This window comes from Candidimonas sp. SYP-B2681 (genome assembly GCF_003971065.1).
Classification (GTDB): Bacteria; Pseudomonadota; Gammaproteobacteria; order Burkholderiales; family Burkholderiaceae_B; genus Pollutimonas.
Window position 1 is genome coordinate 651,375 of sequence record NZ_RYDV01000001.1, and the last position, 25,239, is coordinate 676,613.

At 53.7% G+C, this 25,239-nt stretch carries 22 protein-coding genes and 1 pseudogene; 12 read left to right on the forward strand and 11 right to left on the reverse strand.

Annotation, left to right across the window (positions count from 1 at the left end; translation table 11 throughout):
* Positions 1–3: 3 nt before the first annotated feature.
* The gene (locus tag EKL30_RS03120) at positions 4–1,347 is read left to right on the forward strand and encodes an NAD(P)H-dependent oxidoreductase (protein ID WP_126705708.1); all 1,344 of its coding nucleotides are present in this window, start codon (positions 4–6) and stop codon (positions 1,345–1,347) included.
* Between the two features lie 114 nt (positions 1,348–1,461).
* The gene (locus EKL30_RS03125) at positions 1,462–3,486 is read left to right on the forward strand and encodes a PIG-L family deacetylase (protein ID WP_126705709.1); all 2,025 of its coding nucleotides are present in this window, start codon (positions 1,462–1,464) and stop codon (positions 3,484–3,486) included.
* Positions 3,487–3,493: 7 nt separating this feature from the next.
* Here EKL30_RS03125 and EKL30_RS03130 read toward each other — a convergent pair whose 3' ends face one another.
* Entirely contained in the window at positions 3,494–4,273 is a 780-nt protein-coding gene (locus EKL30_RS03130) for a PRC-barrel domain-containing protein (protein ID WP_126705710.1), read from the reverse strand.
* A 214-nt stretch (positions 4,274–4,487) separates the two neighbouring features.
* Here EKL30_RS03130 and EKL30_RS03135 point away from each other — a divergent pair.
* Positions 4,488–6,716: pseudogene (locus EKL30_RS03135) on the forward strand (heavy metal translocating P-type ATPase); the annotation flags it as partial.
* Positions 6,717–6,766: 50 nt separating this feature from the next.
* Here EKL30_RS03135 and EKL30_RS03140 read toward each other — a convergent pair.
* Positions 6,767–6,967, reverse strand: coding sequence for a heavy-metal-associated domain-containing protein (locus EKL30_RS03140; protein WP_126705711.1), 201 nt, complete (start codon positions 6,965–6,967; stop codon positions 6,767–6,769).
* Between the two features lie 125 nt (positions 6,968–7,092).
* Here EKL30_RS03140 and cueR point away from each other — a divergent pair, with 125 nt between their 5' ends.
* Positions 7,093–7,488 carry a Cu(I)-responsive transcriptional regulator gene (gene cueR, locus EKL30_RS03145; RefSeq protein ID WP_126705712.1) on the forward strand — a complete coding sequence of 132 codons (396 nt, stop codon included), beginning with the start codon at positions 7,093–7,095 and terminating at the stop codon, positions 7,486–7,488.
* Between the two features lie 26 nt (positions 7,489–7,514).
* Here the strand turns inward: cueR and EKL30_RS03150 are convergent, their stop codons facing one another.
* Both EKL30_RS03150 and EKL30_RS03155 read right to left on the reverse strand, forming a co-directional pair.
* Positions 7,515–8,795, reverse strand: a complete 1,281-nt coding sequence (locus EKL30_RS03150; RefSeq protein ID WP_126705713.1) for an arsenic transporter — start codon at positions 8,793–8,795, stop codon at positions 7,515–7,517.
* 59 nt (positions 8,796–8,854) lie between these two features.
* Positions 8,855–9,778, reverse strand: coding sequence for a LysR family transcriptional regulator (locus EKL30_RS03155; RefSeq protein ID WP_126705714.1), 924 nt, complete (start codon positions 9,776–9,778; stop codon positions 8,855–8,857).
* A 155-nt stretch (positions 9,779–9,933) separates the two neighbouring features.
* Here EKL30_RS03155 and EKL30_RS03160 point away from each other — a divergent pair, with 155 nt between their 5' ends.
* From EKL30_RS03160 to leuD, 3 genes are read left to right on the forward strand one after another with little or no spacing between them, the layout of a single operon-like run.
* Positions 9,934–10,905, forward strand: coding sequence for a tripartite tricarboxylate transporter substrate binding protein (locus EKL30_RS03160; protein ID WP_126705715.1), 972 nt, complete (start codon positions 9,934–9,936; stop codon positions 10,903–10,905).
* A 32-nt stretch (positions 10,906–10,937) separates the two neighbouring features.
* A complete protein-coding gene (leuC, locus tag EKL30_RS03165; RefSeq protein WP_199748459.1) occupies positions 10,938–12,365 on the forward strand; it encodes a 3-isopropylmalate dehydratase large subunit in 1,428 nt (475 codons plus the stop codon).
* Positions 12,358–13,014, forward strand: a complete 657-nt coding sequence (gene leuD / locus EKL30_RS03170) for a 3-isopropylmalate dehydratase small subunit (RefSeq protein ID WP_126705716.1) — start codon at positions 12,358–12,360, stop codon at positions 13,012–13,014. Before leuC ends, leuD begins: the two co-directional genes overlap by 8 nt.
* Positions 13,015–13,298: 284 nt before the next feature.
* Here leuD and EKL30_RS03175 read toward each other — a convergent pair whose 3' ends face one another.
* Positions 13,299–13,571 (reverse strand): hypothetical protein, encoded by a 273-nt coding sequence (locus EKL30_RS03175; protein WP_126705717.1) that lies wholly within the window; start codon positions 13,569–13,571, stop codon positions 13,299–13,301.
* Between the two features lie 241 nt (positions 13,572–13,812).
* Here EKL30_RS03175 and EKL30_RS03180 point away from each other — a divergent pair, with 241 nt between their 5' ends.
* From EKL30_RS03180 to EKL30_RS03190, 3 genes are all read left to right on the forward strand, one after another.
* Positions 13,813–15,063: a sorbosone dehydrogenase family protein gene (locus EKL30_RS03180; RefSeq protein ID WP_233582771.1), complete on the forward strand. Its 1,251-nt coding sequence runs from the start codon at positions 13,813–13,815 to the stop codon at positions 15,061–15,063.
* Complete coding sequence (locus tag EKL30_RS03185) at positions 15,017–15,397, forward strand: cytochrome c (protein ID WP_370246209.1); 381 nt, start codon at positions 15,017–15,019, stop codon at positions 15,395–15,397. Before EKL30_RS03180 ends, EKL30_RS03185 begins: the two co-directional genes overlap by 47 nt.
* A gap of 111 nt (positions 15,398–15,508) precedes the next feature.
* Positions 15,509–16,624 carry a porin gene (locus EKL30_RS03190; protein ID WP_126705719.1) on the forward strand — a complete coding sequence of 372 codons (1,116 nt, stop codon included), beginning with the start codon at positions 15,509–15,511 and terminating at the stop codon, positions 16,622–16,624.
* Between the two features lie 59 nt (positions 16,625–16,683).
* Here the strand turns inward: EKL30_RS03190 and azu are convergent, their stop codons facing one another.
* Positions 16,684–17,133: an azurin gene (azu, locus tag EKL30_RS03195; RefSeq protein ID WP_126705720.1), complete on the reverse strand. Its 450-nt coding sequence runs from the start codon at positions 17,131–17,133 to the stop codon at positions 16,684–16,686.
* A 264-nt stretch (positions 17,134–17,397) separates the two neighbouring features.
* Complete coding sequence (locus EKL30_RS03200) at positions 17,398–18,402, reverse strand: tripartite tricarboxylate transporter substrate binding protein (RefSeq protein WP_126705721.1); 1,005 nt, start codon at positions 18,400–18,402, stop codon at positions 17,398–17,400.
* Between the two features lie 213 nt (positions 18,403–18,615).
* Here EKL30_RS03200 and EKL30_RS03205 point away from each other — a divergent pair, with 213 nt between their 5' ends.
* Together EKL30_RS03205 and EKL30_RS03210 are read left to right on the forward strand one after the other, a co-directional pair.
* Positions 18,616–19,350, forward strand: coding sequence for an amino acid ABC transporter ATP-binding protein (locus tag EKL30_RS03205; RefSeq protein ID WP_126705722.1), 735 nt, complete (start codon positions 18,616–18,618; stop codon positions 19,348–19,350).
* Positions 19,351–19,494: 144 nt separating this feature from the next.
* Positions 19,495–20,562: a sensor domain-containing diguanylate cyclase gene (locus tag EKL30_RS03210; RefSeq protein WP_158618378.1), complete on the forward strand. Its 1,068-nt coding sequence runs from the start codon at positions 19,495–19,497 to the stop codon at positions 20,560–20,562.
* A gap of 21 nt (positions 20,563–20,583) precedes the next feature.
* Here EKL30_RS03210 and egtD read toward each other — a convergent pair whose 3' ends face one another.
* The 4 genes from egtD to EKL30_RS03230 form a co-directional block, all read right to left on the reverse strand.
* Positions 20,584–21,579 (reverse strand): L-histidine N(alpha)-methyltransferase, encoded by a 996-nt coding sequence (egtD, locus tag EKL30_RS03215; protein ID WP_255414654.1) that lies wholly within the window; start codon positions 21,577–21,579, stop codon positions 20,584–20,586.
* Positions 21,576–22,850, reverse strand: coding sequence for an ergothioneine biosynthesis protein EgtB (egtB, locus tag EKL30_RS03220; RefSeq protein WP_126705724.1), 1,275 nt, complete (start codon positions 22,848–22,850; stop codon positions 21,576–21,578). The genes egtD and egtB overlap by 4 nt, the downstream gene beginning before the upstream one ends.
* A 94-nt stretch (positions 22,851–22,944) precedes the next feature.
* Positions 22,945–23,607: a phospholipid-binding protein MlaC gene (locus EKL30_RS03225; RefSeq protein WP_126705725.1), complete on the reverse strand. Its 663-nt coding sequence runs from the start codon at positions 23,605–23,607 to the stop codon at positions 22,945–22,947.
* Positions 23,608–23,780: 173 nt separating this feature from the next.
* Positions 23,781–25,145, reverse strand: coding sequence for an APC family permease (locus EKL30_RS03230; RefSeq protein WP_126705726.1), 1,365 nt, complete (start codon positions 25,143–25,145; stop codon positions 23,781–23,783).
* Positions 25,146–25,239: the final 94 nt, after the last annotated feature.

A 25,239-nucleotide genomic window follows, 5' to 3' on the forward strand; every position in this document is an offset into this window, starting at 1 on the left:
TTCATGAGCCTTTACACGCAACTTCGAGCACGCGCCGCCAATAACAGACCTATCAGGGTAGGCCTTATTGGCGCCGGGAAATTCGGGTCTATGTACCTGGCGCAAATACCGCAAACGCCCGGTGTGCACCTGGTCGGAATTGCCGATCTGTCTCCATCGGCAGCTCGTGTAAATCTGGCTCGCGTCGGGTGGAACCCTGAACAATCGGCGGCTCAATCAGCCCAGGACGCCATCCGAACCGGAGCCACCTGGATCACCGACGACTGGCAAGCTTTGGTCAGCGTCGCTGAAATTGACATCATCGTTGAATGTACGGGTAACCCCATCGCGGCGGTCGAGCATTGCCTCCAGGCTTTCGCCCATGGCAAGCATGTCGTTAACGTCACGGTCGAAGCCGATGCGTTTTGCGGACCGCTGCTCGGACGCAAGGCACAGCAGGCCGGAGTTATTTATTCGATGGCCTTCGGCGATCAACCTGCCTTGATTTGCGATCTTGTTGACTGGGCCCGCACCTGCGGCTTTCCGGTAGTAGCGGCAGGCCGAGGTCATAAGTGGCTACCTCACTTCGTTGAGTCTACCCCGGAAACGGTTTGGGGCTATTACGGCCTCAGCCCTGATCAGGCGGCTCGAGGCGGGCTTAACCCTAAAATGTTCAATAGCTTTCTTGATGGATCCAAACCATCGATTGAAAGTTGCGCAGTGGCCAATGCAACGGGTTTATCCGTCCCATCGAATGGCTTGCTGTACCCGCCGGCCAGCGTCGAAGACATTCCCTTCGTGACACGTCCGGTCAGCGAAGGCGGGGTGCTCGAACGTAAGGGCATGGTAGAAGTTGTGTCCTCGCTGGAAGCGGACGGGCGAAAGATTCCTTACGATATTCGCATGGGCGTATGGGTAACCGTCGAGGCGGAAAGCGACTATATCAAGAACTGTTTCGAGGAATACAACGCGCATACGGATCCCACCGGGCGTTACTTCACACTTTACAAAAGATGGCATCTTATTGGACTGGAAGTTGGCATGTCGGTTGCATCAGTGGCTTTACGTGGAGAGGCTACAGGCGTCGCTACCCAATGGTTGGCTGACGTGGTCGCCACCGCGAAGCGGGACTTGTTGCCAGGCGAAACCCTGGACGGTGAAGGGGGCTACACCGTATGGGGCAAGTTATTGCCCGCCACAACATCCATAGGGCTTGGCGGTTTACCGTTAGGGCTGGCTCATAACGTCGCCCTCGTCAGGCCAGTAAAAAAGGGACAAAGCCTCGTTTGGGATGACGTCGCCATCGACAGCTCCACCGCGGCCTACAAGGTGCGTCGCGAAATGGAAGTCCTGTTCAATAAAGGATAAAATTGCAGTTCCCTATTTTTCTGATTACCTTTGAAAGTCATCCCACTACTGTTCAAATGGTGTTGCACGCTGATAGTGGCGTGTAGTCTCGGCACGGCCTGGGGGGGACCTTCAATGGTTCAATGCAACGGCATCAAGGATTTGGTGTTCGTCCCTCATCAGGATGATGATCTTCTTTTCATGAATCCAGACATATCGTCGTCAATCGATGCCGGCGGCTGTGTGCAGGTTGTATACCTTACGGCCAGCGAGCGGGGCGAAGGCGAGGGTTATATGCTTGGGCGCGAACGGGGTGTACGCGCGTCCTATGCCTATATGGCTCAAGAGCCCAACATCTGGACCGAAGATTTCCACACCACCGGTTCACGCCGTTTGGCGCGCTTCACATTAAATGGCAACAAACGAGTTCAACTGCTCAGCATGCGGCTGAAAGATCCTTGGCTAGGTAAGGGCTGGGGCAGTCTCACCCCCTTGAGTCAGGTTGAATCGGTGCCAGGGAGCTCGGCTGACTCCCTGGGTCCCGCGGTGGAGCACTACACTCGGGTCGAACTTGTGGCGCTCATCAAGCAAATTATTCAAGAATATCAACCTTCCACCGTCCGCCATATGGATGACAGCATAGCGATTCCGTACGCCGATTTATGCTGGCGCTGTGCCGGTCACGATCATCCCGATCATATTGCCAGCGCGCGTTTAGTGCGTGAAGCGATTGCGCTCGAACGGGGGACGTTTGCCGAAGTCGCTTACGTGGACTATCCAAGTCAAGAAAGGGAGACGAATCTTTCATCCGAAGAAACCCGGCACAAGACGCAAGCCTTTCGCCACTATGCCTGGAACGATTACCGGTATTGCACTAGTCAAGCTCTTTGCCTGGAACCGGCCGGAGCTGCGGCGGCGTGGGTAAGCCGTAGCTATTACGTATCACGCAGTGACGTAGCACCTGTTGTCTTGCAAGACATGAAGGGTGGTCTTTCCTTGTTCGCGGTCGGTGAGTCCAATCGCGCAGCGAACGTCTGGCAAAGCGGCAGCCAAATATGGTCCACTTTGGGCGGGCGTACCGCCGATCCCATTGCTGCGTTTACACACAGCGACGGGCGCAATGGAATTTTCGCACGAGATCCGACAGGGCTAGCCTGGACCAACACACAGGAGGCGCAAGGGCGGTGGCAAGGCTGGCGTATGCTGAAAGGCGCGCGGCTAACCACATTGCCCATTGTTTCCAGGGGTCGCAGCTTGATGGCCATTGCCATGGGAAACGATGGTTTCTTCCATTACTCTGTTTCGCTGACCAATGCCACCGCTGACTGGACTGCTTGGCGACTGTTGCCGCCGCTACCTGGTGCGCTTGCCGAGGCAGCGATAGTGATCGATAACAACGGAGCGCCGGCAGTTTTTACCGTGGATTGGCATGGCACCATTTGGGTCAGTACGTTTTCATCCACGAGAAATCGCCCGTTAAATCGATCGATAATGTTGCCCGCTGTTACGTCAAATCAGCCTATTTCGTCGAACCATGAAGAAGCGGGGTCTTGGAGCCCCTGGCACGCCATACCGACTTCGGGTAGCAGTGGAGGGCTAGCTGCGATCCTTAATTCCGACGGTCTTATTGAGCTGTTTCTGCGGGATCGTCAGTCCGGCACTATGCACCGTATGGTGCAGTCGACGCCAGGATGCCCTACCGGCGGGTGGACGAATCCGACCGATCTCGGAATAAGGTATGTTGGCACGCCAGCGGTCGTGATCAATGAAAAGGCCGGGATCACCATTGCGGCCGCCGGGCAAGCCAAAGGAACGTTATGGTTAAGGGAAGACGAGAAAACGATAAGAATTTCCCACAATATTGCATCGGCGCCCGCATTGTTGCTGGCTGACGATGCGTTATATCTCGCCGCCCGGATCGCAAACGCCCGACAGTCTTATCTCGTCAATGTTAGAACAGCAGGGAAGTGGGGTTCTGCAATAGTGGTAAGCCCGCCGCCACCGGTCGGCGGCGGCTCTTTCGGGTTGGTACAACACTCGGGAATGGGGCGAATTGAGCCTCTGAAAATTTGGACTGCCGGCAGGAAAACACCCATGGCCCCGGCAACGCTGGCAATTGAAGCCAGCGCTGGTGAATCAAGCACAGTGCCCCCGCGGTAACAGAACATCAGTCCCAATAGCCCCGCTGTCCGTAGAAGTCGTGAAGCCGCGCTTCATAGGACCGATCCAATGGCATGCTTTCATCGTATTCAGGACTGTTTTTAATCTGCTCGCGCGTCAATTTGGTTTGTACGGTGGAATCGGTCCAATCGATACGTTCGATCCACTTGTTTGCGAGTAAAACCTTTTTACCTCCCGGCCACCAGTTATGAGTGTCGACCATCAAGTATCTTATGGCCCAGTCTTTGTCATCAAAAATAAAATCCTTTACGTGCCCAATCTCGTCGTCAGTACCTAAAATATGGTAGCCGCTGACTGCATCGCTGCTACGCAAATGGCTGTCGCCGGTTTGCTCGGCCTTATAATTCGCCATTTCCGATACTTCTTCACGCGCAGGAGGTACAGCGCCCGGCTCTGACAAGGGGAATTCCGGATAACCCACTGCCCCCCACAGGTAGGGGCCAGACCAATAATTGCTATAGCCGTAATACTGTGAAAATGTACCTTCAAGCTGTCGCGATATCGGCTGATGCGTGTCGATATCGGGGCTATTCTTTACTTGATCGCGCGTGAGCGACACAAGAATCAAGCCATCATTTTCGTCAATTTCCGTAACGGAATAGGGCGAAATCAGGACCTGACGACTTGAAAGCCATGAGCCTGTTTCGACAACCAGATATCGAATGGCCCACCGCTCGTCATCAAAATACACTTCTTTGACACTGCCCAATTCGCCATCCGTGGCCTGAAGGGTGTACCCATTCAAACTATCGACTGTACGTAACATAAGCCTGCTCCTGTTATTGTGTGTAAGCGCGTATTAGCAGCAAGCGTCATGCCTAGGCCTCGGGCGTTCTTCTTAACTCTCTCGGCGACATGGCTTGACCTTGACATGATGGCAAGCTTTATTGTGCATATAAGCTGTTGTGCATTGGCTTTAATTTCGTAGGAAACTGTTAATGGCCTCTATCTCGTCATCCTTGCCCCCTCGGGTCGATCCTACTACCAGCCTTAATATTGAAGGCATGTCCTGTGCCTCGTGCGTAGGTCGGGTGGAACGTGCCCTAAAAGCTCTGCCGGGTGTGACGAATGCTAATGTCAATCTGGCGACGCAAAGGGCCGAGCTTACCTTTGTTGGTATCCCGGACCAGGCGGCGGCAGTCAGTGCCGTACAAGCCGCAGGCTATAAAGCCACGGTAGTCGACGACGACAACACCGACGAGATCGCCACTCGTAATGAAGCCGAAATGACTTCATTGAGACAGGCTTTGGTGATGGCACTACTTTCCGCGTTACCGGTCTTCTTATTGGAAATGGGTTCGCATTTGTTCCCTTTTGTACACCACTTTATTGCGGGGACAATCGGCATCCGGACGAGCTGGATGCTGCAGTTCATACTGACCACAATGGTTTTAGTATGGCCTGGTAGGGTCTTTTTCGTAAGCGGCGTGCCTGCTTTGCTGCGCGGTGCCCCCGATATGAATGCTCTGGTAGCACTAGGGGCCGGTGCCGCATATGTCTATTCGGTCGTCGCCACCTTTGCTCCAGCCCTTTTGCCTGTCGGAACGGTCCATGTGTACTATGAAGCCGCCGCGGTTATTGTGGCCCTTATTTTGTTGGGGCGCTACCTCGAGGCACGGGCAAAAGGGCGCACCTCCGAGGCCATACAGCGCCTGGTTGGCCTTCAGCCGCAAACTGCGCATGCATTTCGTGATGGACGATTCATCGACATCGAAATTGCAGATGTCAAAACCGGCGAACTCGTCGAAGTACGTCCTGGCGAGCGTCTGCCGGTCGATGGGCAAGTCGAGCACGGGGTCAGTTTTGTAGACGAATCGATGATCAGTGGCGAGCCCGTACCCGTAGAAAAAAAGCAAGGCGACCAAGTCACCGGCGGCACCGTTAATCAAAACGGCGTCCTGGTATTCAAGGCGACTAAAGTCGGGCGGGATACCGTTTTGGCTCAAATCATACGAATGGTCGAGCAGGCACAAGGGGCGAAGCTGCCGATACAGGCCATGGTTGACCGCATTACCATGTATTTTGTGCCAGCGGTCATGGCGGCAGCGGCACTAACCTTTGTTATATGGCTCGTCTTCGGACCTGAACCGAGTCTGACCTTAGCCCTGGTAAATACCGTAGCGGTACTAATCATTGCCTGCCCCTGCGCTATGGGCCTGGCGACGCCCACCTCCATCATGGTAGGCACCGGCCGCGCAGCACAGATGGGTGTGCTTTTTCGGCGCGGAGAAGCATTGCAGTTGCTTAAAGACGCCAAGGTCGTGGCGGTTGATAAGACTGGGACGCTTACAGAAGGCAAACCAAAGTTAACTGACCTGTTTCTGTCTGCAGGATTTACGCGGGCTACCGTGTTGGCCATCGTGGCTTCGGTAGAGGCTAAATCCGAACACCCTATAGCGCAGGCCATTGTCGATGCCGCGGCAGCAGAGAATCTGGTTCTGACGTCGCCCGAAAACTTCGAATCGATAACGGGTTTCGGCGTGAAGGCAAACCTTGAAGGCAATCGCGTTGAAATTGGAGCCGACCGCTACATGACCAAGCTCGGCCTCGATGTATCTGGTTTCGCAGCTGCGGCGATTCGCCTGGCCGATGAAGGTAAGACGCCGTTGTATGCCGCTATCGGCGGAAAATTAGCGGCAATGCTGGCCGTGTCGGACCCGATCAAGGGATCCACCGCGACAGCCATTCGCGACTTACACGCGCTTGGTTTAAAAGTTGTCATGATCTCCGGAGACAATCACAGGACTGCGAATGCCATTGCCCGGAAGCTGGGAATCGATGAGGTCATCGCAGAAGTTTTGCCTGCCGAGAAAGTCGACGCAGTGCAACGCTTGAAAAAGCAGTACGGAGTGATTGCCTATGTGGGCGACGGCATCAACGACGCTCCGGCGCTCGCTGAGGCGGACGTCGGCATAGCCATTGGAACTGGCACCGATATCGCCATTGAAGCGGCAGATGTGGTGTTGATGTCCGGCGACATGGGTGGTGTATCCAAGGCAATTGCCTTATCCCAAGCGACGATTACCAATATCAAACAAAATCTGTTTTGGGCATTCGCCTACAACACAGCCTTGATACCGGTGGCTGCGGGCGCACTTTATCCAATCAATGGCACATTGCTTTCGCCAATGTTTGCCGCCGGCGCAATGGCCTTTTCAAGTGTGTTTGTCTTGGGCAATGCCTTGCGCTTAAGAAAATTCACGCGATGAGCCGGTTTAGCACCCAAGAAATAGCCAGGCGAAGTCGCCAGGTTATTTCGTTAACCATTTCTGACGGGTGCATAGCCGGCATCGCGAATCGCGTTTTCAACAGCGTCGGCGTTGCTTGCCCCCATTACTTGAACCCTATGTGCGGGCAAATCAATTTTTACTTCGGCAGCAGGCGCTACGGCACTAACTGCATTGGTAATGACACCTGCGCAATGGCCACAGGTCATATCGCTTACTTCAAATTCCAACATCGGTTTCTCCAGTGTATGTGCATCGCTTGCGAGAACTGCGTTCCCAGGAATACCTTAAAGGTTCCAATAGTAGCAATGTCAAGCAATCGCCTTCACACCGTAGCTAACAGTCCAAGGATATCCCAATGAATATCGGTCAAGCCTCAACAGCATCTGGTGTATCAGCCAAGATGATCCGGTATTACGAAAGCATAGGCCTCATCAAGCCGGCCAAACGAAGCGAATCCGGATACCGGCAGTATTCTGATACGGAAGTACGATCACTGCGTTTTATCAAGCGGTCGCGCGATCTGGGATTTTCGCTGGAACGCATCAAAACGTTGATTGGCTTGTGGCAAGACACCACGCGCAAAAGCGGAGACGTCAAACAGCTGGCGCGCCAGCATATTGACGAACTGAATGAAGACATCTCCAAACTGAAGTCGATACGCGACCAACTACAACATCTCGCCGACTGCTGCCACGGCGATAACCGTCCCGACTGTCCGATTCTCGACGATCTAGCGAAACCAGGTCGTTGATTGCAAGCTTCGGACTGAACTGTTGATCACGCCGCTAGCCGCAGCGCCAATGCGGACAAGGTCAGCACCAAAACTGGAATGGTAAGAACAATGCCTACTTTAAAGTAGTAGCCCCAGGAAATTGTAATGCCCTTGCGTTCAAGCACATGAAGCCATAGCAAGGTCGCCAAGCTGCCGATCGGGGTTATTTTAGGCCCCAGATCGCTGCCTATCACGTTGGCGTAAATCATGGCTTCCTTTACTGCTCCACTTGACTGACTAGCGTCAATCGACAGGGCGCCGATCAACACGGTGGGCAAGTTATTCATTATCGAAGATAACAGCGCTGTCAGCAGACCTGTACCCAACGCGGCAACCCAGATACCGTGATCTGCCAGCCTGGTCAGCAGGATCGCTATCAAGTCCGTGAGGCCTGCGTTGCGCAGTCCGTACACCACCATATACATGCCCAACGAAAAAACCACGATGTGCCAAGGCGCTTCCCGGATAACCTTGCGGGTGCTTATGGCATGGCCTCGCCCTGCAACAATGAGCAGGGCCAAGGCTCCTGTCGCTGCGATCGCGCTCACGGGTATGCCGTATCCTTCCAGCACGAAGAAACCGATAAGCAGAATCGCCAACACCACCCAGCCGGCACGAAATGTATTCAGATCACGAATTGCATCGCTTGGCGGCCGCAATCGGGCCGCATCGTAACTGCTCGGTATATCAGCACGAAAAAATAGCAGCAGGACCAACAAGGTAGCGGCTACTGACACCGCGCTCACGGGCACCATGACGGCGGCGTAGCGTGCAAAACTGATATCGAAAAAGTCGGCGGATACAATATTGACCAGATTCGACACCACCAGCGGCAGGCTTCCCGTGTCGGCCACAAAGCCAGCGGCCATTACAAAGGCGAGCGTTGCGGCGGGTCCGAAGCCCAGCGCCATCAACATAGCCATAACAATAGGGGTCAGGATAAGAGCCGCCCCATCATTGGCGAACAGGGCCGATACGGCTGCGCCGAGTAAAATGATTAATATGAAGAGCAGGCGGCCACTACCCTTGCCCCAGCGGCCGACGTGCAGGGCAGCCCACTCGAAAAGTCCCGCCTCATCAAGCACCAGACTGATGATGATCGCTATAAAAGCAGCGGTAGCATTCCATACAATCTGCCAGACCACCGGAAAGTCAGCCAGGCTGACTACACCGGTAAGAAGGGCGGCAGTAGCGCCGATGCATGCGCTCCATCCAATACCGAGGTTGCGGGGCTGCCAAATCACAAGCGTCAGGGTGGACAGAAAGATAAGCGTTGCAAGAATCATGCTGATGCGTAGAAAGGGACAAGGGACTTGTGAAGTATCGGCAATCGGTCACCAGCGGCTTACCACTTGCTGTCTTCAAGACTGGTGATGACTCGCTGGGCGGCAAACCAATCCGTCAGTCCAGCGACAAAAGTCCGAGTGCGCGCCGATAGGTTTTGACGGGTAGGGTACACCGCCATAATGTTGGCCGACGGAAGCGTCCAGTCTTGTAGTACCTGGCGTAATCGTCCTGAACGCAGATAAGGGACGGCATCCCATTCAGAGCGCAACAATATTCCATGCCCGTCCAAGGCCCAGGCCAGGGCGGACTCACCGTCGTTGGTACTGACTCGGCCCCGAACTTTTACGGTTTCAATCCGTGTACCTTGCGCCAAGTGCCACGTACCGTAGGTCTCGTCATTCTCGCGGATAATGATGCAATCATGTGAAGGGAGTTCGCCCGGGTGGGCGGGCTCTCCGGCCTGCTTCAAATAGTGAGGCGACGCACATAGCAAGCGCCGATTGAATGCAATGGTGCGCATGGTCAAGCGAGAGTCTGGTATGTCGCCAAACCTTATCGCGACATCAATGCCTTGCTCTACAAGGTTAACAGGCCGATCGCTCAAATGAAGCTGGACCTCGGTTTCTGGATGAATCCGTATAAACCGCGATACGGCCGGAACAATATGGCGGCGTCCAAAGCCCAGCGTTGCGTGGACCCTAAGCAGTCCACGCGGAACCGCCTGGCTGCCTGCAACGGTCTGTTCGAGCACATTCAACTCTGCAAGAAGCCTGGCACCTTCTGTCAGGTACGCCTCGCCTTCGGCGGTGAGTCCAATTCTGCGCGTTGTACGATTCATCAGGCGAACGCCCAATCGTTGCTCGAGAGCCGCGAGCCGTTTGCTGACCGTAGGAGGAGTCACGCCCAATTCCTGAGCGGCTCGCGCCAGCGTCGAGTACTTGGACAAGAGCACGAAAAAATTAAGATCGGAGACGGGGTCCATACTATTTTGGCTAACGTAAATCGTCGACGTGACCCTGATTCGGTCGCGGGAGGAACTAATGTAGTGTCTTAAGCGACATTATTAGCTCGGCGTGCCATATTACCATTCGCTTTGCGGCCACCCGGCCGCGCTATAAAAAGTCCAGGAGACCATCTATGACCTCGTTTGTCCCAGCGCGCCGCTTGCTGTGCAGCGCCTTGCTAATGTTGCCCATGGTGTGCGCTGCCCAGTCCTATCCGGAACGGCCCGTGAAATTGATTGTCCCGTACGCACCCGGCGGAAGTGCAGACATCGCTGCCAGGCTTATATCAGACGAATGGGCCAAAGCGCTCGGTCAGCCAGTGATCATCGAGAACCGCTCGGGTGCAGGCGGCAACATTGGTGTAGATGTCGTGTCTAAATCCAAGCCGGACGGCTATACCGTCGGCTTGCAAACGGTATCGTTGGCGATTAATCCGGCTCTTTACGCCAGGATGCCTTATGACACACTGAAAGATCTCGTTCCTGTTGGCACAGTGGCCACTTCTCAGCACATGCTGGTCGTCAATAACGATTTGCCCGCCAAATCAGTCGCTGATCTGGTCGCAGCAGCCAAAGCTGCGCCGGGCCAATTACTGTATGGGTCGGCGGGCAGTGGCAGCACCTTCCACATGGCTGCGGAGCTATTCAAATCGGTGTCCAAAGCGGACATCGGCCACGTCCCGTACCGCGGAGGCGGTCCTGCCATGCTTGACACCATCGGCGGTCATGTACAGATGAGCTTTCCTGTTCTTTCCGCGGCTTTACCCCAGGTACAAGGCGGAAAGCTGCGTGCTCTAGGAGTTACAGGCCCAAAGCGCTCGCCTCTGATGCCCGACGTTCCTACCATCGCTGAAGCCGGGCTTCCCGCCTACAGTTTCGAGACCTGGTTCATGGTGATTGCACCTGCCGGCACGCCACAAGCGGTAGTTGACAAGCTCAATGCGACCTTGAATCAAGCGTTAGCTTTACCAGCATTGAAAGAACGCATGATTAAAGAAGCTTATGATCCTGCGCCGTCATCGCCAACCGAGGCGAAGGCCCTGCTTGTCAACGATCTGGAAAAATGGTCCAAGCTTATTGCCGCCAATGGCATCAAAGTCGACTAAACGATATACCGCCTTACCATCAGGACCTTTGAATGATTGCGCGTACTTTGTACCAGAAGCTGGTGGATTCGCATAAGGTAGTACAGCTGGATAGCCAGAATGTACTGCTCTACGCAGATTTGCATTTAATGAACGAATACACCAGCCCTCAGGCATTTTCCGGTTTGCATGAACGCGGGCGTGGCGTACCGGCGCCGGGTCAAAATGTGGCGGTAGTCAGCCATATTATTCCGACTCACCCTGTTAAGTTCAGGGTAATCGCGGACCCGGCATCGGCGTTACAAGCCAGTAATCTTCAACGTAATTGCGAACGCCACGGCATCCCTTTGTTCGATACCAATGATCACCTACAGGGTATCGAGCATGTGGTAGCGCCCGAGCACGGCATGATACGCCCCGGTATGGTTGTGCTGTGTGGCGACAGCCATACCACCACGTACGGAGCCCTTGGGGCGCTGGGGTTTGGAATCGGGACGTCGGAAGTAGAGCATGTCCTGGCTACCCAGACGCTTGTGTATCGCCTGGCACAAAACATGCGCATTCGCGTAGACGGTGTCTTATCTCGCGGTGCAACGGCTAAAGACCTGATTTTAATGATTATCAGCCGCATCAGCGCGCAGGGCGCACGCGGCTACGTTGTTGAATTTTGTGGTTCGGCGATTGAAGCCCTGTCTATTGAAGCACGCTTTACTTTGTGCAACATGGCGGTCGAGGCCGGAGCCCGCGGTGCATTGATTGCGCCCGATGCGCTTGCCATCGACTACGTACTTTCCCGAGCGCCCGATATCCAAGGCCCAATTCGCGAGCAAGCGTTGGCTTATTGGGCCACGCTATGCAGCGATCCCTCTGCTGTCTTCGAATGTGAGCACGTTTTCGACGCCAGCGACGTGGCTCCTTATGTTACCTGGGGCACCAGTCCCGACCAAGCGATTCCGATCGACGGCCTGGTACCGTGGCCACAAATGAGCAAGGACGGCAATCCAGATCAGTCTACAGAAAACGCTTTGCGCTACACCGGTCTATCCAGCGGCACGTCTCTGGAAGGAGTGCGCGTACAACATGTATTTATTGGGTCCTGCACCAATGCGCGAATAGAAGACTTGCGCGCCGTGGCCGACATTGTGATGGATAACAAAGTCGCAAAAGGGGTCCGTGCCATGGTTGTACCGGGATCGGGCGCCGTTCGCGACCAGGCAGAGGCAGAAGGAATTGCAGATCTCTTGAAAAAGGCCGGTTTCGAGTGGCGACAGCCCGGTTGCTCCATGTGTCTTGCTATGAACGATGATGTTCTTGGGCCAGGGCAGCGATGTGCCTCGACGACGAACCGCAATTTCGAAGGCCGGCAAGGGCGGGGTGCAATCACCCATTTAATGAGTCCGGCGATGGCAGCGGCAGCTGCGTTGACTGGGTTTATAACTGACGTTCGCAAGCTTGCAAAACCTGGAGCTTCCCATGAGTGACAGCTTGATCATCAATGGCATCGCCGCGGCGTTGCCCCTGGCTAATCTAGACACCGATCAGATCATGCCCAAGCAATTTCTGCGTGGGATCGATAAAAGTGGACTTGATAAGGGCGTGCTGTACGATATGCGTTTCGACGCCGACGGAATCGTTCGTAACGATTTTGTGTTGAACCGGCCCGGCTATGACAAGACCAAAATATTGATTGCAGGCTCCAATTTTGGTTGCGGATCAAGCCGCGAACATGCCGTCTGGGGTCTTCAGCAGTTTGGCATTCAGGCAATTATCGCCTCCAGCTTCGGGGAAATATTCTATTCCAACGCAATGAATAATCAGCTTCTGCTGATAATGCTAAGCGACACTGATGTCCAGACATTAATGGCCGATGCGGCCAATCCAGAAACTTGCCAGATAATTATCGACATTCGGGCCCTCACCGTCCAAAGTCACAGCCTTGCTACGACCTTTACGCTGGCTGAACGCTACCATCAAATGTTTATCGAAAATCTGGATTTCATTGGGTCGTCACTTACGTTCCGGGAGGCAATAGACCGCTACACCGAAGATCACTGGGCGCGCCAGCCGTGGCTCAAGGATGTAGCCAGCCTGACGCGCAACCGGCTATCGGGACAAGATTCAATTACGTAGATTCATGCTGTATCAATGGACGTTACATTCGATTCCCAAGCTGGAATTCTACGATGCGGGTATGGTCCCCAAGCCGCAACATCGTTATGCTGATGGCTTTATCCGCGACGGCAACTTCTTCGCGCGCTCGTCTGTAACTGCAACGCTCCACCCCATAGGAGTTGACGAGCGTCACTACGATGCTGCACCTGGATGAAACCGAAGCGCCGACGTGGATTTCAGTGACTCGTTCTAAGCCGGTCATCTGCGGTTTAGTCCACCCAATAGACCCTAGCCCAGCAGTATCAAGCCTTCAACGCCTTATCGAGCAGAGCGCCGACGATTTCATTTGTGCTGACATTTTGTGCTGTCGCTTGGGCACGGATCTCGTCGACCAGGGTTTGCTTAATCTTTACTGGAAAAGCGATCAGTCCCTGCGCCTGATCCAACTTACGCTGTTCCCGACGATCAATTAGTCCGGCTGAAGAGTCGCCCGAAAAACGATTGGGTGTAGGGCCTTTTTTCATTTTCTCTACTATCTTCAGTGCTTTGTTCTTTTCGAGATCAGTCTTCTTCATGGGGTTCCATTGCTAGGTTTTATGGCAGATGATCGGGCCAACCTGTCATTATACGGTGTGTACCTAGCGATCCGATGGATTGGCATAATCGCCTTAAAGTCTGGCCGCCATTCCTATACAGACATGGGATAAACAGCCGAAATGTCAACGACGGGAAAGCGTGTAGGATCAGCAACTAACGCTGCAGACGCCAAACATGCACGGCTTTTTATAACATCGGAGATACAAAATGAATATCAGAATGCGTGTATCAACTGTTGTAGTAGGTCTTGTGTGTTGCCCGCTGGCGGGTGTTGCACTCGCTCAGGATAATGTCGATAAGCTCATGAATATGGGCACCACGGGCGCGTCACTGGAAATAGAGTCGGTTCCCCAAAATGGCGCGGCCGCAGAGGCGATCAAGAAAAATCTGGAAAACATCAAGTTGCCCAGTGGATTCTCGATTGCCTTATATGCGATGGTGCCCGATGCACGGCATATGGCGGTGGGCCCGTCTACGGGTGTAGTGTTCGTCGGCACCCGCAAAAACAAGATGTGGTCGGTGACCGACAGGACGAAACGTCGTGTGGCCGACGACGTCAAGCGGTTTGCTCCATCAGTGGACATGAAGGTACCCAATGGCGTTTGCTTTTCACGCGACGGAATGCTTTATAGCGTGGAGCACAATCGCGTAATGGTATATCCGGCGGCAGAATTTTTCTATGAAGGCCCTGACGTTGCCGCTGGCATAGTGGTTCCCCAAGGCGAGCTGGTGCCTGTAACAGAAGAAAGTTTTAACCATGGCGCCCGGACGTGTCGGGTGGGGCCCGATAACAAACTTTATATTACGCTAGGCAACCCATTTAACGTGCCGTCCAAAGAAAAAGCAGCACTTTACGAATCCAACGGCATGATGGGCATTATCCGGATGGATACCGACGGCAAAAACCGCGAGGTTTACGCACGAGGAGTGCGCAATTCGGTAGGTCAGGATTTTAATCCGAAAGACAAGACGTTATGGTTCACCGACAATCAGGTAGACGGCATGGGCGATGACATTCCCCCCGGGGAACTGAATCGGGCGACCGAGATGGGTCAGCACTTTGGCTTCCCTTACTATGGTGGGGGAAAGATTAGGACCGTTGAGTTTAAGGACGCTGAACCGCCAGCAAATGCTGTCTTCCCGCAAGTGGAAACGGTGGCTCATGCGGCTGACCTCGGTATGACTTTCTACACTGGCCAGATGTTCCCACAGCAGTATAGGGGCGGTATTTTCTCTGCGCAGCATGGCTCCTGGAATCGCACCACGCCCATGGGCGCGCGAGTCATGTACACCAGCCTGAAGGAAGATGGCACCGCTGATAAAACCGAGGTTTTTGCCGAAGGGTGGCTGTCGTCTAACAATGAATACATGGGCCGTCCAATAGATGTAGCAGTGTTGGCCGACGGATCTTTGCTGGTGTCAGATGACTACGCCGGAGCTATTTACCGTATTTCGTATGACCAAAAGTAGATTAAATATATATACAAGATGCTTTGTACAGCTTGCCGTGACAGCTGCACTGATGTCGGCGGCCCCAGCCGGGGCTGCCGACATCGCCGCCGGTCGGGCTAAATCGGTTCAGTGTGCTACATGCCATGGCCCGCTTGGCATCGCTACACTGCCGGAAGCGCCTAATTTAGCAGGGCAAAATAAGATCTATCTGATAAAGGCCTTGCTAGATTTCAAGTCGGGCGATCGCAAAAACGAGATGATGTCCTTGATGGTCGCAATGTTGTCCGATACGGATATTCAGAACCTCGCAGCTTTCTACGAAAGTTTAGAAATCAGCGTTAAAAAGCCTTGAGGAGGATGTTGCTTGGATAGCTGCCAGCTTGTCGGGATACCGCAAAATAGAAGCCAGCGATGTGGGACGGGCAGCTTGACCTACTCCGAGCTTTAGCTTACGGCCATAACCATGAATGCCAGATTTTTATGCGTCATTGCCTTAATTACAAGTTCTTGCACCACCTATGCAGGTGAACCGTATTCCGACGACTCAGGCCTGAATCTTTATGGCGCTATAGACTCAGGGTTCAGCTCGACCCGCGTGCATGATCCGGACGGGACGAGACAAAAACTAACAGGCCTTATCTCTGGCGGATTAGAGGACTCGGTGCTTGGGTTCAGGGGTAGGGAAATGGTATCGGATGGGTGGGCAGCAGTCTTTCAGCTCGAAACCGAGATTGACAACCGTATAGGCGACCTCGACGACAACAAGTACTTTTTTAGCAGGACAGCATGGCTAGGTCTTGCAAGCGAACGGTTTGGCGAAATACGTTTAGGCCGCCAACACACCGTCGCTCAAGAGTTTTCCGAGGATCTTGAAATAGCATCGTGGAAGGCGATGGGAATGGAAGCCACTTTCCTCGCATCCGAGCCCTATTCAATAGACAATGCAATCAGCTATCTGACTCCAAAGTGGGGAGGACTGCGGTTTGGAGCAAGCCATAGTTTTGATGTCACCGACGACCAGACCAGCGGAAGTAGGTCGCCCGCCTACAGCGCAGCGCTGAAATACGAACGTGGTCCGACGATCGTGGCCATTACCTGGGATAAAACCATTCTGTCCGACAGCGTACTGACTGATCCCCATAACCCTGAAGCATGGCAGCTAGGCGTATCGTACGATTTCGAAATTGCAAGACTATCGCTTGCCTGGAGCCGGCAAAAGAATGGCTATGTCGGGCTGAATGGCGGCGACCCAGGTGATCTAGGCCTCGGTCTCGGAGCGCCAGAGTTCGCGAACGGCGGTCGCCTGGATGCTTTTCTGCTCGGCGTTGCCATTCCGCTTAGTGCCAGAGGAACTTTGCTGGCCCAGTGGTCGCTGGTCAAGCCTGACTGGTCTTGGGGAAATGGGGAAAAAGCTGAGAATGGGCAGGTGGCAACATTGGGTTATGTATTTACGCTTAGCCCCCGAACCCGTCTATATGCCGCGGCAGGGCTCGCCAGCCGATATTCCCTTGACGATCAGATTGTGCAGGGGCAGGGTACAACTACCCGCGTGATGGCCGGAATTCACCACCGTTTTTAGCATCAAATAGCATACAAGCTGGCACGAAGGTACTGATGTACCCGCGTGCCCATGGATACTTAACTGCCAAGTTTAAGAGCACCTGTCATGACGGCCCAGTGTCCCGGGAACGAGCAAAAGAAAGTGTAGTCTTCGCCAGCGGCGAGCTTTGACGTATCAAACGTAACGGAGTCAGTTTCACCCCCGCCGATGACTTTGGTGTGGGCAATGACCCGCGCGTCGTCAGGTTTGACATAGTCCTTGTCCAACCCTGCGGACATGCCATCAGTGGCAACACCTTGCTTGTCTGCCGTTTTAGTAAGGACCCAATTGTGTCCCATGGCAGCCTTAGGGAGTTTTCCGGTGTGCTTGAGATGTACCGTGTATTTGGTGCAGCTTTTGTCTATCGTCATTTCCTTGGTGTTGAACTGCATTGCGTCGTTGGCCTCGATTGTGGCTTCACAATTGGCGGCCAGAGCAGGTAGGCTCATGACTGACAACAACGCTGCAAGCGTGACTTTAGCTAACATAATGGATCTCCCGGGATTGAAACGACAAAAAGAAAACGCGAACGTCGACCTGAGGATAACTATATCGCGTATTGAACGATAAATGCAGAGAGACACTTCGATTCTTGATCGTTATCAACCTTCTGGACACTTCATAGATGGACTAAGCGGCGAATGCGTGTAGCCGTAGCGTCCGCCCTTAACTCAAGTTGTTAGATCACGCGCTACCAAAACACCCCTCTGGTGTCAGCAAGGGGGCCTTGGAGTCACTACGGCCGTTATCAATTACTGGAGCGTTACACCTGCAGCTTTCACGACCTCAGCCCATTTCAGACGATTTTGATGCACTGTTTCACGGAACTTTTCGGGTGACGACGTGTGAATCCTGTTGCCCGTTGCAGTAAGTCGGTCTGCCACTTCGGGTAATTGCAAAGCCTGAGTCGCTGCAGCGTTTATTTTGTTGACGACGGCAGGATCCATATCCTTGGGTCCGAACAGACCAAACCAAATGAAGCTGTCAAACCCAGGGAGGCCCGACTCGGCGATGGTCGGGACCTCTTTGACCACGTCAATCCGCTCGGCGGTAGATACGCCCAGCAACCGTACCGTTCCGGCCTTGTATTGCCCCAATACCGTTTGCACCTGATTAAAGATGCAGCAAGTCTCGCCTTTCACGACAGACTGCAATGCTTCCGGTCCGCCTTTGTACGGCACGTGCACCATCTTCAGGCCGGCACGCGCATTGAACTCTTCAAAGGCCAATTGAACGCCAGTGCCCACCCCCGTCGAGGCAAAGTAGTATTTTCCTGGATTGGCTTTTACCTCGGAAATAAACTCGGCTACCGAGCTGACGTTGATCACATTCGGATTGATAGTCAGGACGTTGGAGACATCGATAAGTGGTGCAATAGGGGTGAAGTCCTTCTCGACATCAAAAGGCAGGGAGTTGTAGATTGCTGGATTAATTCCATGAGTCGCCGCTGTACCGAGCAAGATCGTATAGCCATCAGGCTTGGCTCGGGCCACCAGCCCAGAGGCCAGGTTACCGCCTGCGCCAGACCGATAATCGATCACAACCGGCACACCCAGCGCTTTTTCGAGCGGCCCTTGAATGCCACGAGCAATAACGTCTACCCCTGAACCCGCTGGAAAGCCCATGAGCAAAGTAATGGGTCTTTCGGGCCATTCAGCGGCAACGCTGATATTGGACACCAGTGAAGCAGACCCAAGCACTGCGGCGCTCGATATCTGCAGAACGTAGCGACGAATCTTTTTTATTGATACAAACATTTTTGCTCTTGCTAAGTTAAACCGATACATTAACAGCGGCGGGGGCAAGAACATAAGACTTATCGGCTACGTGCATATAACTGAAAGGCATATAACCGGCGCGCAATAAAACTGCTTCATTGGCGCTCGATCAAAGTTATGGCTCTGCAACATCGCAGCAGGCGATGCATGCGCAGAGCCACCCGGACACAGGACCAAACGGCAGGGGCACCAATGATAGACATCAAGCACGTCAGCAAATGGTATGGGCCGACGCAAGTATTGAACGACTGCACCATGTCGGTTTCGAAAGGCGAGGTCGTGGTGGTATGCGGCCCCTCGGGATCCGGCAAATCAACCCTGATAAAGACGGTGAACGGACTTGAACCATTTCAAGAAGGCGAGATCATCGTCGACGGAATTTCCGTCGGCGCCAGGGACACTAACCTGCCTCAACTACGTGCACGCATTGGTATGGTGTTCCAGAGTTTCGAGCTTTTCCCTCATCTGTCCGTGACGCAGAATTTGGTATTGGCGCAGGTCAAGGTACTAGGGCGCGGCCCATCCGAGGCCGTTGCGCGAGCGACGGCTTTGCTCAAGAGAGTGGGGCTACAGGCCTATCAGGATCGATTTCCAAGCCAGCTATCGGGAGGACAACAGCAACGCGTGGCGATTGCCCGGGCATTGGCCATGGATCCGATCGCGATGCTGTTTGACGAGCCCACATCCGCCCTCGACCCCGAAATGGTTAACGAGGTACTAGACGTCATCGTAGACTTGGCCAGCGAAGGCATGACCATGATGGTAGTGACCCACGAAATGGGCTTCGCCCGAAAGGTTGCCGATCGGGTCATATTTATGGACCTTGGTGCCATCGTTGAAGACACCAGCAGCGAAGAGTTTTTTGGCGATCCTGAGGCACGAACCGAACGCGCGCAGCAGTTCTTATCAAAAATTCTTCATCATTAAGCCGGCGTGAAACAACTAATGACATCTGGACATATAATTCAGAACTGAACTGGCAAGCGCTGGTAGAACGCGATGCCAAGAATCCTTGCGCCCGGACACACGGTGCAAGCATATGACGCAACTACAATGAGGCATGGAATAGCAATGGCCCCGGCTCGAAATATTGTCGCCTCGATTCAGGCCGATAGCACTCTGGTTCTTAAGCTTCAATACGAAATCGCTACTATTCTGGCACGTTCGGGAAACATCCAAGCGGCGCTCTCAGAGGTCTTAAACAAAATCGCCAGCAGCGGCGGCTGGGACATAGGCATCGCCTGGATTGTCAATGATGGGTTTCCAAGTTATCAATGCGAATGGCATAAGCAATCTCTCGACGTTTCTGACTTCGTGGACGAAAGCCGCAGCGCGTCTTTCAATGAGGACCGCGGATTGCCAGGTGCTGTCCTGGATTCCGCAGCGCTTGTATGGATAGACGATCTCCGTAAAGACTGCCGCTTCTCGTCACGAGAAGCGGCGCTTGCCCTGCAATTGCGAAACGCCATGGCATTTCCGCTTTGTTGCGGTGGGACGATATACGGGGTGATCGAACTTTTCCGTACATCGATCAATGAGCTCGACAGAAACGCGCACAACGTATTTAACGCTATCAGCAACGATGTAGGGCAGTTTCTGCAAGCACGCCGCATGTACGAAGAACGCCTTGAAAAGTCTGCTCTGCATGATCCACTTACCGGCCTGGCAAACCGGGCACTGCTCGTCGAACGAGGCAACAGGGCGCTTTTACTTGCCGAACGCAATGGTGACAACATTGCCTTGCTGTCGATCGGTCTGGATTTCTTTACTTCCATAAATGATACTTACGGTTATGAGGTGGGCGATCAGCTGTTGACTCTTTTTGCCGAACGGCTAAGTGTGACTGTCCGAGCATCCGACACGGTCGCGCGGATCGAAAGCGATACATTCGCCGTTCTGATCCCCAGAATTGATCAAGCGGATACTGCGCTGATCGTGGCGCAGAAAATTTCGGGCCAGATGGCCATGCCATTCCAGTTGGAAGGTCTCGACATTGTTTTAGGTATGAGCATCGGGGTTTCGCGCTATCCCCAAGACGGACTGGATATGCCAACCTTGTTGCATAGTGCAGGCGAGGCTCTGCACAAGGCTAAACTAGCCGGCCGAAGTAATTGCGTCGTGTGCAGCAAACCAGAATAGGGCACGAGCAAAGAAACAAGGTTATAAAGCCGGCGCCTCAAGCCAATGCAGACTGAACCTGTTGTCGTCATCTGTCCACACTGTGGCTGGCTGGAACCCGGCCTTTTTCGCAAGCGCTTGAAGACCGGCGATGGTGAATTTATACGAATTTTCAGTATGTATGGTTTCACCTTCGGTGAAGACGAAGTACTGATCGCCGACACGCACTTGTTGAGCGCATCGGCTCATTAGATGCATTTCGATGCGCTGTGCCGGAGCATTATAAAAGGCGCTGTGATAGAACTGCTCAATATCAAAGTTTGCACATAGTTCTCGGTTGGCGCGAACCAGCAAATTAAGATTAAAAGAGGCCGTAACGCCTTTAGAGTCGTTGTAGGCAGCATGTAATAGCGAAGGGTCCTTTACAAGATCAACGCCAATTAGCAAAGCTCCGCCCTGTAACACTTTGGCAGCTTTCTTCAAGAATGCCAATGCTTCTAAGGGACTTAAGTTTCCTATTGTTGAGCCGGGGAAAAACCCGATACGTCTCGCTGCGTTAACCGCCATGTCGGGCAGGCTCAGGGCGCCGGTATAATCTGCCACCACAGGCATAACCGGCAATTTCGGATAAATGCGTTGCAGCGCGCGAGCCGATGCGGCAAGATGGGCTCCAGAAATATCAACCGGTAGATACCGGGCAGGCGCGCGTATCGCATCCAGTAGAATGCGTATTTTTTGCATCGACCCCGCACCAAACTCCACTATTTCCGCGCGACGACCGATCTGTTTGGCAATGTCGCGTGCGTGCTTTGTAAGCAAGGAAATTTCAGTTCGCGTGGGGTAGTATTCTTTCAACTCGCAAATACGGTCGAACAGGGCAGAACCTGTTTCATCATAGAAGTATTTCGGGGATAAACAGCGAGGCCTTATCGCCAGGGCCGACATCAGGTCATTCCCAAAATTATCAATAAGAGCTGAGTTCTCCAACTCGGCGGTGAAGGCCAAAGCAGTTCGAGCTAAACTTTTTACTGTCATCATTTAAGATCGCTAGCCAAGCGCAGACCCGAAAACTGCCAGCGCGCGTTGGGTGGGAAGAAATTTCTGTAGCTCGGTCGAGTATGGCCCGCCGGGGTGGCGTAACTACTTCCTCGCAAAACCAGTTGCCCGACCATAAATTTGCCGTTGTATTCTCCTACGGCTCCAGCGGAAGGACGAAAACCGGGATAAGGATCATAGGAAGATCGGGTCCACTGCCACGCATAGCCTGCCATTTGCCTCATGCGCATGTCCGTCGCAGAGTTCTCCCATTCGAACTCAGTGGGCAATCGCGCGCCAGCCCATTCCGCATAGGCGGCCGCCTCGTAGAAGCTGATATTCGTAACGGGTGCCGAGGGAACCATTGCCTGCAGACCGTGGAGTCCGAATACCTGCCAGTGGGGGCTGGCACCAGGGCCTTCGTCTTCTATCCAATACTCGGGAGACTGCAAGCCCTGGGACTGTACCGCCGCCCACCCATCGGAGAGCCACAAGGAAGGCCGGCGATAACCGCCGTCCTCGATGAATTCGGCGAATTCACCGCAAGTTACCAACCGATCTGCAAGTTGATAAGGCCGCAATAACACCTCATGGCGCGGAGTCTCGTTGTCGAAAGCAAATTCGTCCAGAGCCTGGGCATCATGGCCTATTAAGATCACCCCCCCCGGATACTGTTGCCACTTGATCGCAGGGGCCGCACTCGCCCGAGCAGGTATCAACAAATGAGCAATATCGCCCGTCTGGTATGCGGGATGTAGGGGATTGCACCAAAGAACATGCAGGATATCCGTTAGCATCAACTCTTGATGCTGTTGTTCATGATGCAAGCCTAACTGCCCTAATGAAAAAATCTGGTGCCATTGTTTTTCATCACAATTTTCGATTAACACCCGCATCGCCGCATCGACGTAAGCGCGATACTCGTGAATGTCGTCCAATGAGGGCCGTGTCAGCAAGCCGCGCTGCGGACGCGGATGACGCGGACCTAGGGCTTCGTAATACGAATTGAACAGGTAAAAGTAGTGCTCATCGAACGGCTGATAAGCCGGCAGGAACGGACGCAATAACATCGCCTCGAAGAACCATGTCGTATGTGCAAGGTGCCATTTTGTCGGGCTAACATCTGGCATCGATTGCACACACTGGTCTTCTGCGGATAAAGGCGCTGCGCGCTCAAGGCTGTGCGCTCGCACTTCGCCATATTGGTGAAGCAGGATTTGACGAGACGCGTCGTTCCAGCCTATGTCTAAAGCACTCTGCAAGTTTGCTGTCATGAAGTTTCATCCAGCAAGTGACGTGCCTCCCAACAGACAAAAACACTTCCGACCCTAAAAGATCAAGGCCGGAACTACCGGTAAACGCTGGTAGCTATTGATTTTTTTCGTTTAACGTGGCGATTAGCCCGTCGATGCCACTTTGATTGATTTGCTGGGTAAATTGATTTCGGTATGTCTGGATCAACCAAATTCCTTCAACGTTGACGTCGTAAATTTTCCATCCTTCCGATGTTTTCTCCAATCGGTAGTCCACGGCAACTGCCGGGCCATTGCGCCGTATAAACGTGGAACGCACTACGACGTCGTTCGCATTCGGATCACCGCGGAACGGCAAAGTCTGCAAGCGATCGATCTGGTCAACATCTGCCAGTGCTCCACCATAAGTGCGGAGCAAAGTCCCTCTGAATGCCGCAACGAGATCCTTGCGCTGTTGTGGTGTCGCTTTTCGCCAATGGGGGCCCGCAGCCAATCGAGTCGTTTTTTCAAAATTGACGTAAGGCAGCAGATAGTGATCAACCAGTTCATTGATCCTGCGAAGGTCCCCCTGTTTCGCGGCCGAATCCTGTCGAACAGCATTCAGCGCATTATTCCCAATGCTCTGCACAAAGTCGTTTGCTGACGCATGCGGATCAACAACCGCCTCTGCGTGGCTTACCCCTGCAATACCTGCAAGAGCGAGGCCAAGCCATAAAACTACGATAGAAAGGAAACCATTGACGTTGCCGTAGATACTCAAAAATAGAGGGGGTCTCATGGTGCGCTCCTTCATGTGTGCCTATTCCATCGAATTCTCGCCGCTTAAGAATGTGTGATAGCACGGTGCGATCCCGGCCAGCAAGTAAAATTTCGCTGTCGCTGACCCCGGCTCAACACGTGCAAAAAGCGGCAAGCGGCTGGCGAAAAAAGATAAGAAACGTGTTGCGTTCGCTATGGCGATGGCGAGATACCCACGCGCTGGGCGAAGGCAATGGCTGGGATCCCAACCAGAAGCACCAGCAACCCCACAATCGCCCACGCACCTGCGTAGAGCGTGCTTGCCCACATTAGGCCTGCACAGGTCAATGCGAATAGCACCGGTGTGAACGGGTACAGAGGCGTTTTAAACGGACGCACATGTCCAGGATCGATTCGGCGCAGACGCCACACCGACAACGCCACCAACATCATAAACAGCCAAAACACGGGGGCTGTATAGGCGACCATTGCCTGCACGCCATTGTCGGAAAGGGCACCGAACAAGATCAGCGCCAGTGTGATGGCGCATTGGAGTAGTAAAGCTCGCACCGGTGTCTGCCCGCGCGCGCTCCATACTCCTAGCGCTCGTAGGCAGGGCAGATCTCGACCTAGGGCGTAATACACCCGGGCGCCCGTCATGATGGTGCCATTGATAGTGCTGATTGCAGTACAGCAAATTAGGATGCTAAGGGCAACGGCTGCGTAAGGGCCTGCCGTCAAGCGCATCACGTCGGCGCCGATCGCCTGACTTTGGCGCAAGCCTTGTATTCCGAATAGCTCAAGGAACGTAAGGTTTATCAGTAAATAAACAACAGTGACGATAAGACAGCCTACCACTAGCACGCGCCGCAAATCCCTCGCGGGATTACGCATTTCGGAAGATAAATACGCCGTTTCGTTCCAACCGCCGTAGGTCAGTAAGACGAACACCATACCCATCCCAAGCCCGCCAAGCCAACCTGCATTAGCCGTGTTCTGAACTGGTGTCACCACAAGCGGCTCGGTGTCTGCCCACAGACCTGCCAGCACGACTGCACCTAGGGCAGCCACGGTCAGGGTCGTGAATATCAATTGCATCTGTTTTGATTCGCGTGTTCCCCGGATGTTGAGCGCGGTCATTACCATTACGCCCAATGCAGCGTGAATCGAACTCCCATGGATCCCAAGACCGACCAACTGCTGGGCGTAATCGCCATAGATGAAGGCCACTGCTGCGATGGCCCCTGTCTGGATGACAGTGCAACGAGCCCACGCAAAAAGCAGCCCGATTCGTAAGCCCCATGCTCGGCTTAAATAGTGGTATTCGCCGCCAGCAGATGGATAGGCGGAACCTAGTTCGGCATAGCAAAGTGCCCCGGCCAGCATGATCAGGCCACCTGCGGCCCATAACCCCATATAGACAGCCGGAGAATCAGTGTATTGGGCTACCAACGGAGGGAATCCGAAAATTCCGATGCCTATGACGACGCCGACCAATACTGCAACGCCATCCAGGACTGTCAGGTTTCCTTTTTGTGGTTTAGGCGTGGGAATTTCGCTGGCGGCATCAGTAGTCATGCATTTTCCCCATTGGCATACAAGTTGCTGCGCTTCTAAACTTAGACAGCGGTTTCTTTGTCATGCTGCAAGCCCCAATTTTGGTTAGAGCAGT

Coding starts and splice junctions, on each gene's coding strand:
- EKL30_RS03120 (WP_126705708.1), top strand. CDS start 4: ATGAGCCTTTACACGCAACTTCGAGCACGCGCCGCCAATAACAGACCT.
- EKL30_RS03190 (WP_126705719.1), top strand. CDS start 15,509: ATGAATGCCAGATTTTTATGCGTCATTGCCTTAATTACAAGTTCTTGC.
- EKL30_RS03230 (WP_126705726.1), bottom strand. CDS start 25,145: ATGACTACTGATGCCGCCAGCGAAATTCCCACGCCTAAACCACAAAAA.
- cueR (WP_126705712.1), top strand. CDS start 7,093: ATGAATATCGGTCAAGCCTCAACAGCATCTGGTGTATCAGCCAAGATG.
- EKL30_RS03200 (WP_126705721.1), bottom strand. CDS start 18,402: ATGTTTGTATCAATAAAAAAGATTCGTCGCTACGTTCTGCAGATATCG.
- leuC (WP_199748459.1), top strand. CDS start 10,938: ATGATTGCGCGTACTTTGTACCAGAAGCTGGTGGATTCGCATAAGGTA.
- EKL30_RS03210 (WP_158618378.1), top strand. CDS start 19,495: ATGGCCCCGGCTCGAAATATTGTCGCCTCGATTCAGGCCGATAGCACT.
- azu (WP_126705720.1), bottom strand. CDS start 17,133: ATGTTAGCTAAAGTCACGCTTGCAGCGTTGTTGTCAGTCATGAGCCTA.
- EKL30_RS03225 (WP_126705725.1), bottom strand. CDS start 23,607: ATGAGACCCCCTCTATTTTTGAGTATCTACGGCAACGTCAATGGTTTC.
- EKL30_RS03155 (WP_126705714.1), bottom strand. CDS start 9,778: ATGGACCCCGTCTCCGATCTTAATTTTTTCGTGCTCTTGTCCAAGTAC.
- egtB (WP_126705724.1), bottom strand. CDS start 22,850: ATGACAGCAAACTTGCAGAGTGCTTTAGACATAGGCTGGAACGACGCG.
- EKL30_RS03160 (WP_126705715.1), top strand. CDS start 9,934: ATGACCTCGTTTGTCCCAGCGCGCCGCTTGCTGTGCAGCGCCTTGCTA.
- EKL30_RS03185 (WP_370246209.1), top strand. CDS start 15,017: ATGACTACGCCGGAGCTATTTACCGTATTTCGTATGACCAAAAGTAGA.
- EKL30_RS03125 (WP_126705709.1), top strand. CDS start 1,462: ATGGTTCAATGCAACGGCATCAAGGATTTGGTGTTCGTCCCTCATCAG.
- leuD (WP_126705716.1), top strand. CDS start 12,358: ATGAGTGACAGCTTGATCATCAATGGCATCGCCGCGGCGTTGCCCCTG.
- EKL30_RS03205 (WP_126705722.1), top strand. CDS start 18,616: ATGATAGACATCAAGCACGTCAGCAAATGGTATGGGCCGACGCAAGTA.
- EKL30_RS03175 (WP_126705717.1), bottom strand. CDS start 13,571: ATGAAGAAGACTGATCTCGAAAAGAACAAAGCACTGAAGATAGTAGAG.
- egtD (WP_255414654.1), bottom strand. CDS start 21,579: ATGATGACAGTAAAAAGTTTAGCTCGAACTGCTTTGGCCTTCACCGCC.
- EKL30_RS03180 (WP_233582771.1), top strand. CDS start 13,813: ATGCGTGTATCAACTGTTGTAGTAGGTCTTGTGTGTTGCCCGCTGGCG.
- EKL30_RS03130 (WP_126705710.1), bottom strand. CDS start 4,273: ATGTTACGTACAGTCGATAGTTTGAATGGGTACACCCTTCAGGCCACG.
- EKL30_RS03150 (WP_126705713.1), bottom strand. CDS start 8,795: ATGATTCTTGCAACGCTTATCTTTCTGTCCACCCTGACGCTTGTGATT.
- EKL30_RS03140 (WP_126705711.1), bottom strand. CDS start 6,967: ATGTTGGAATTTGAAGTAAGCGATATGACCTGTGGCCATTGCGCAGGT.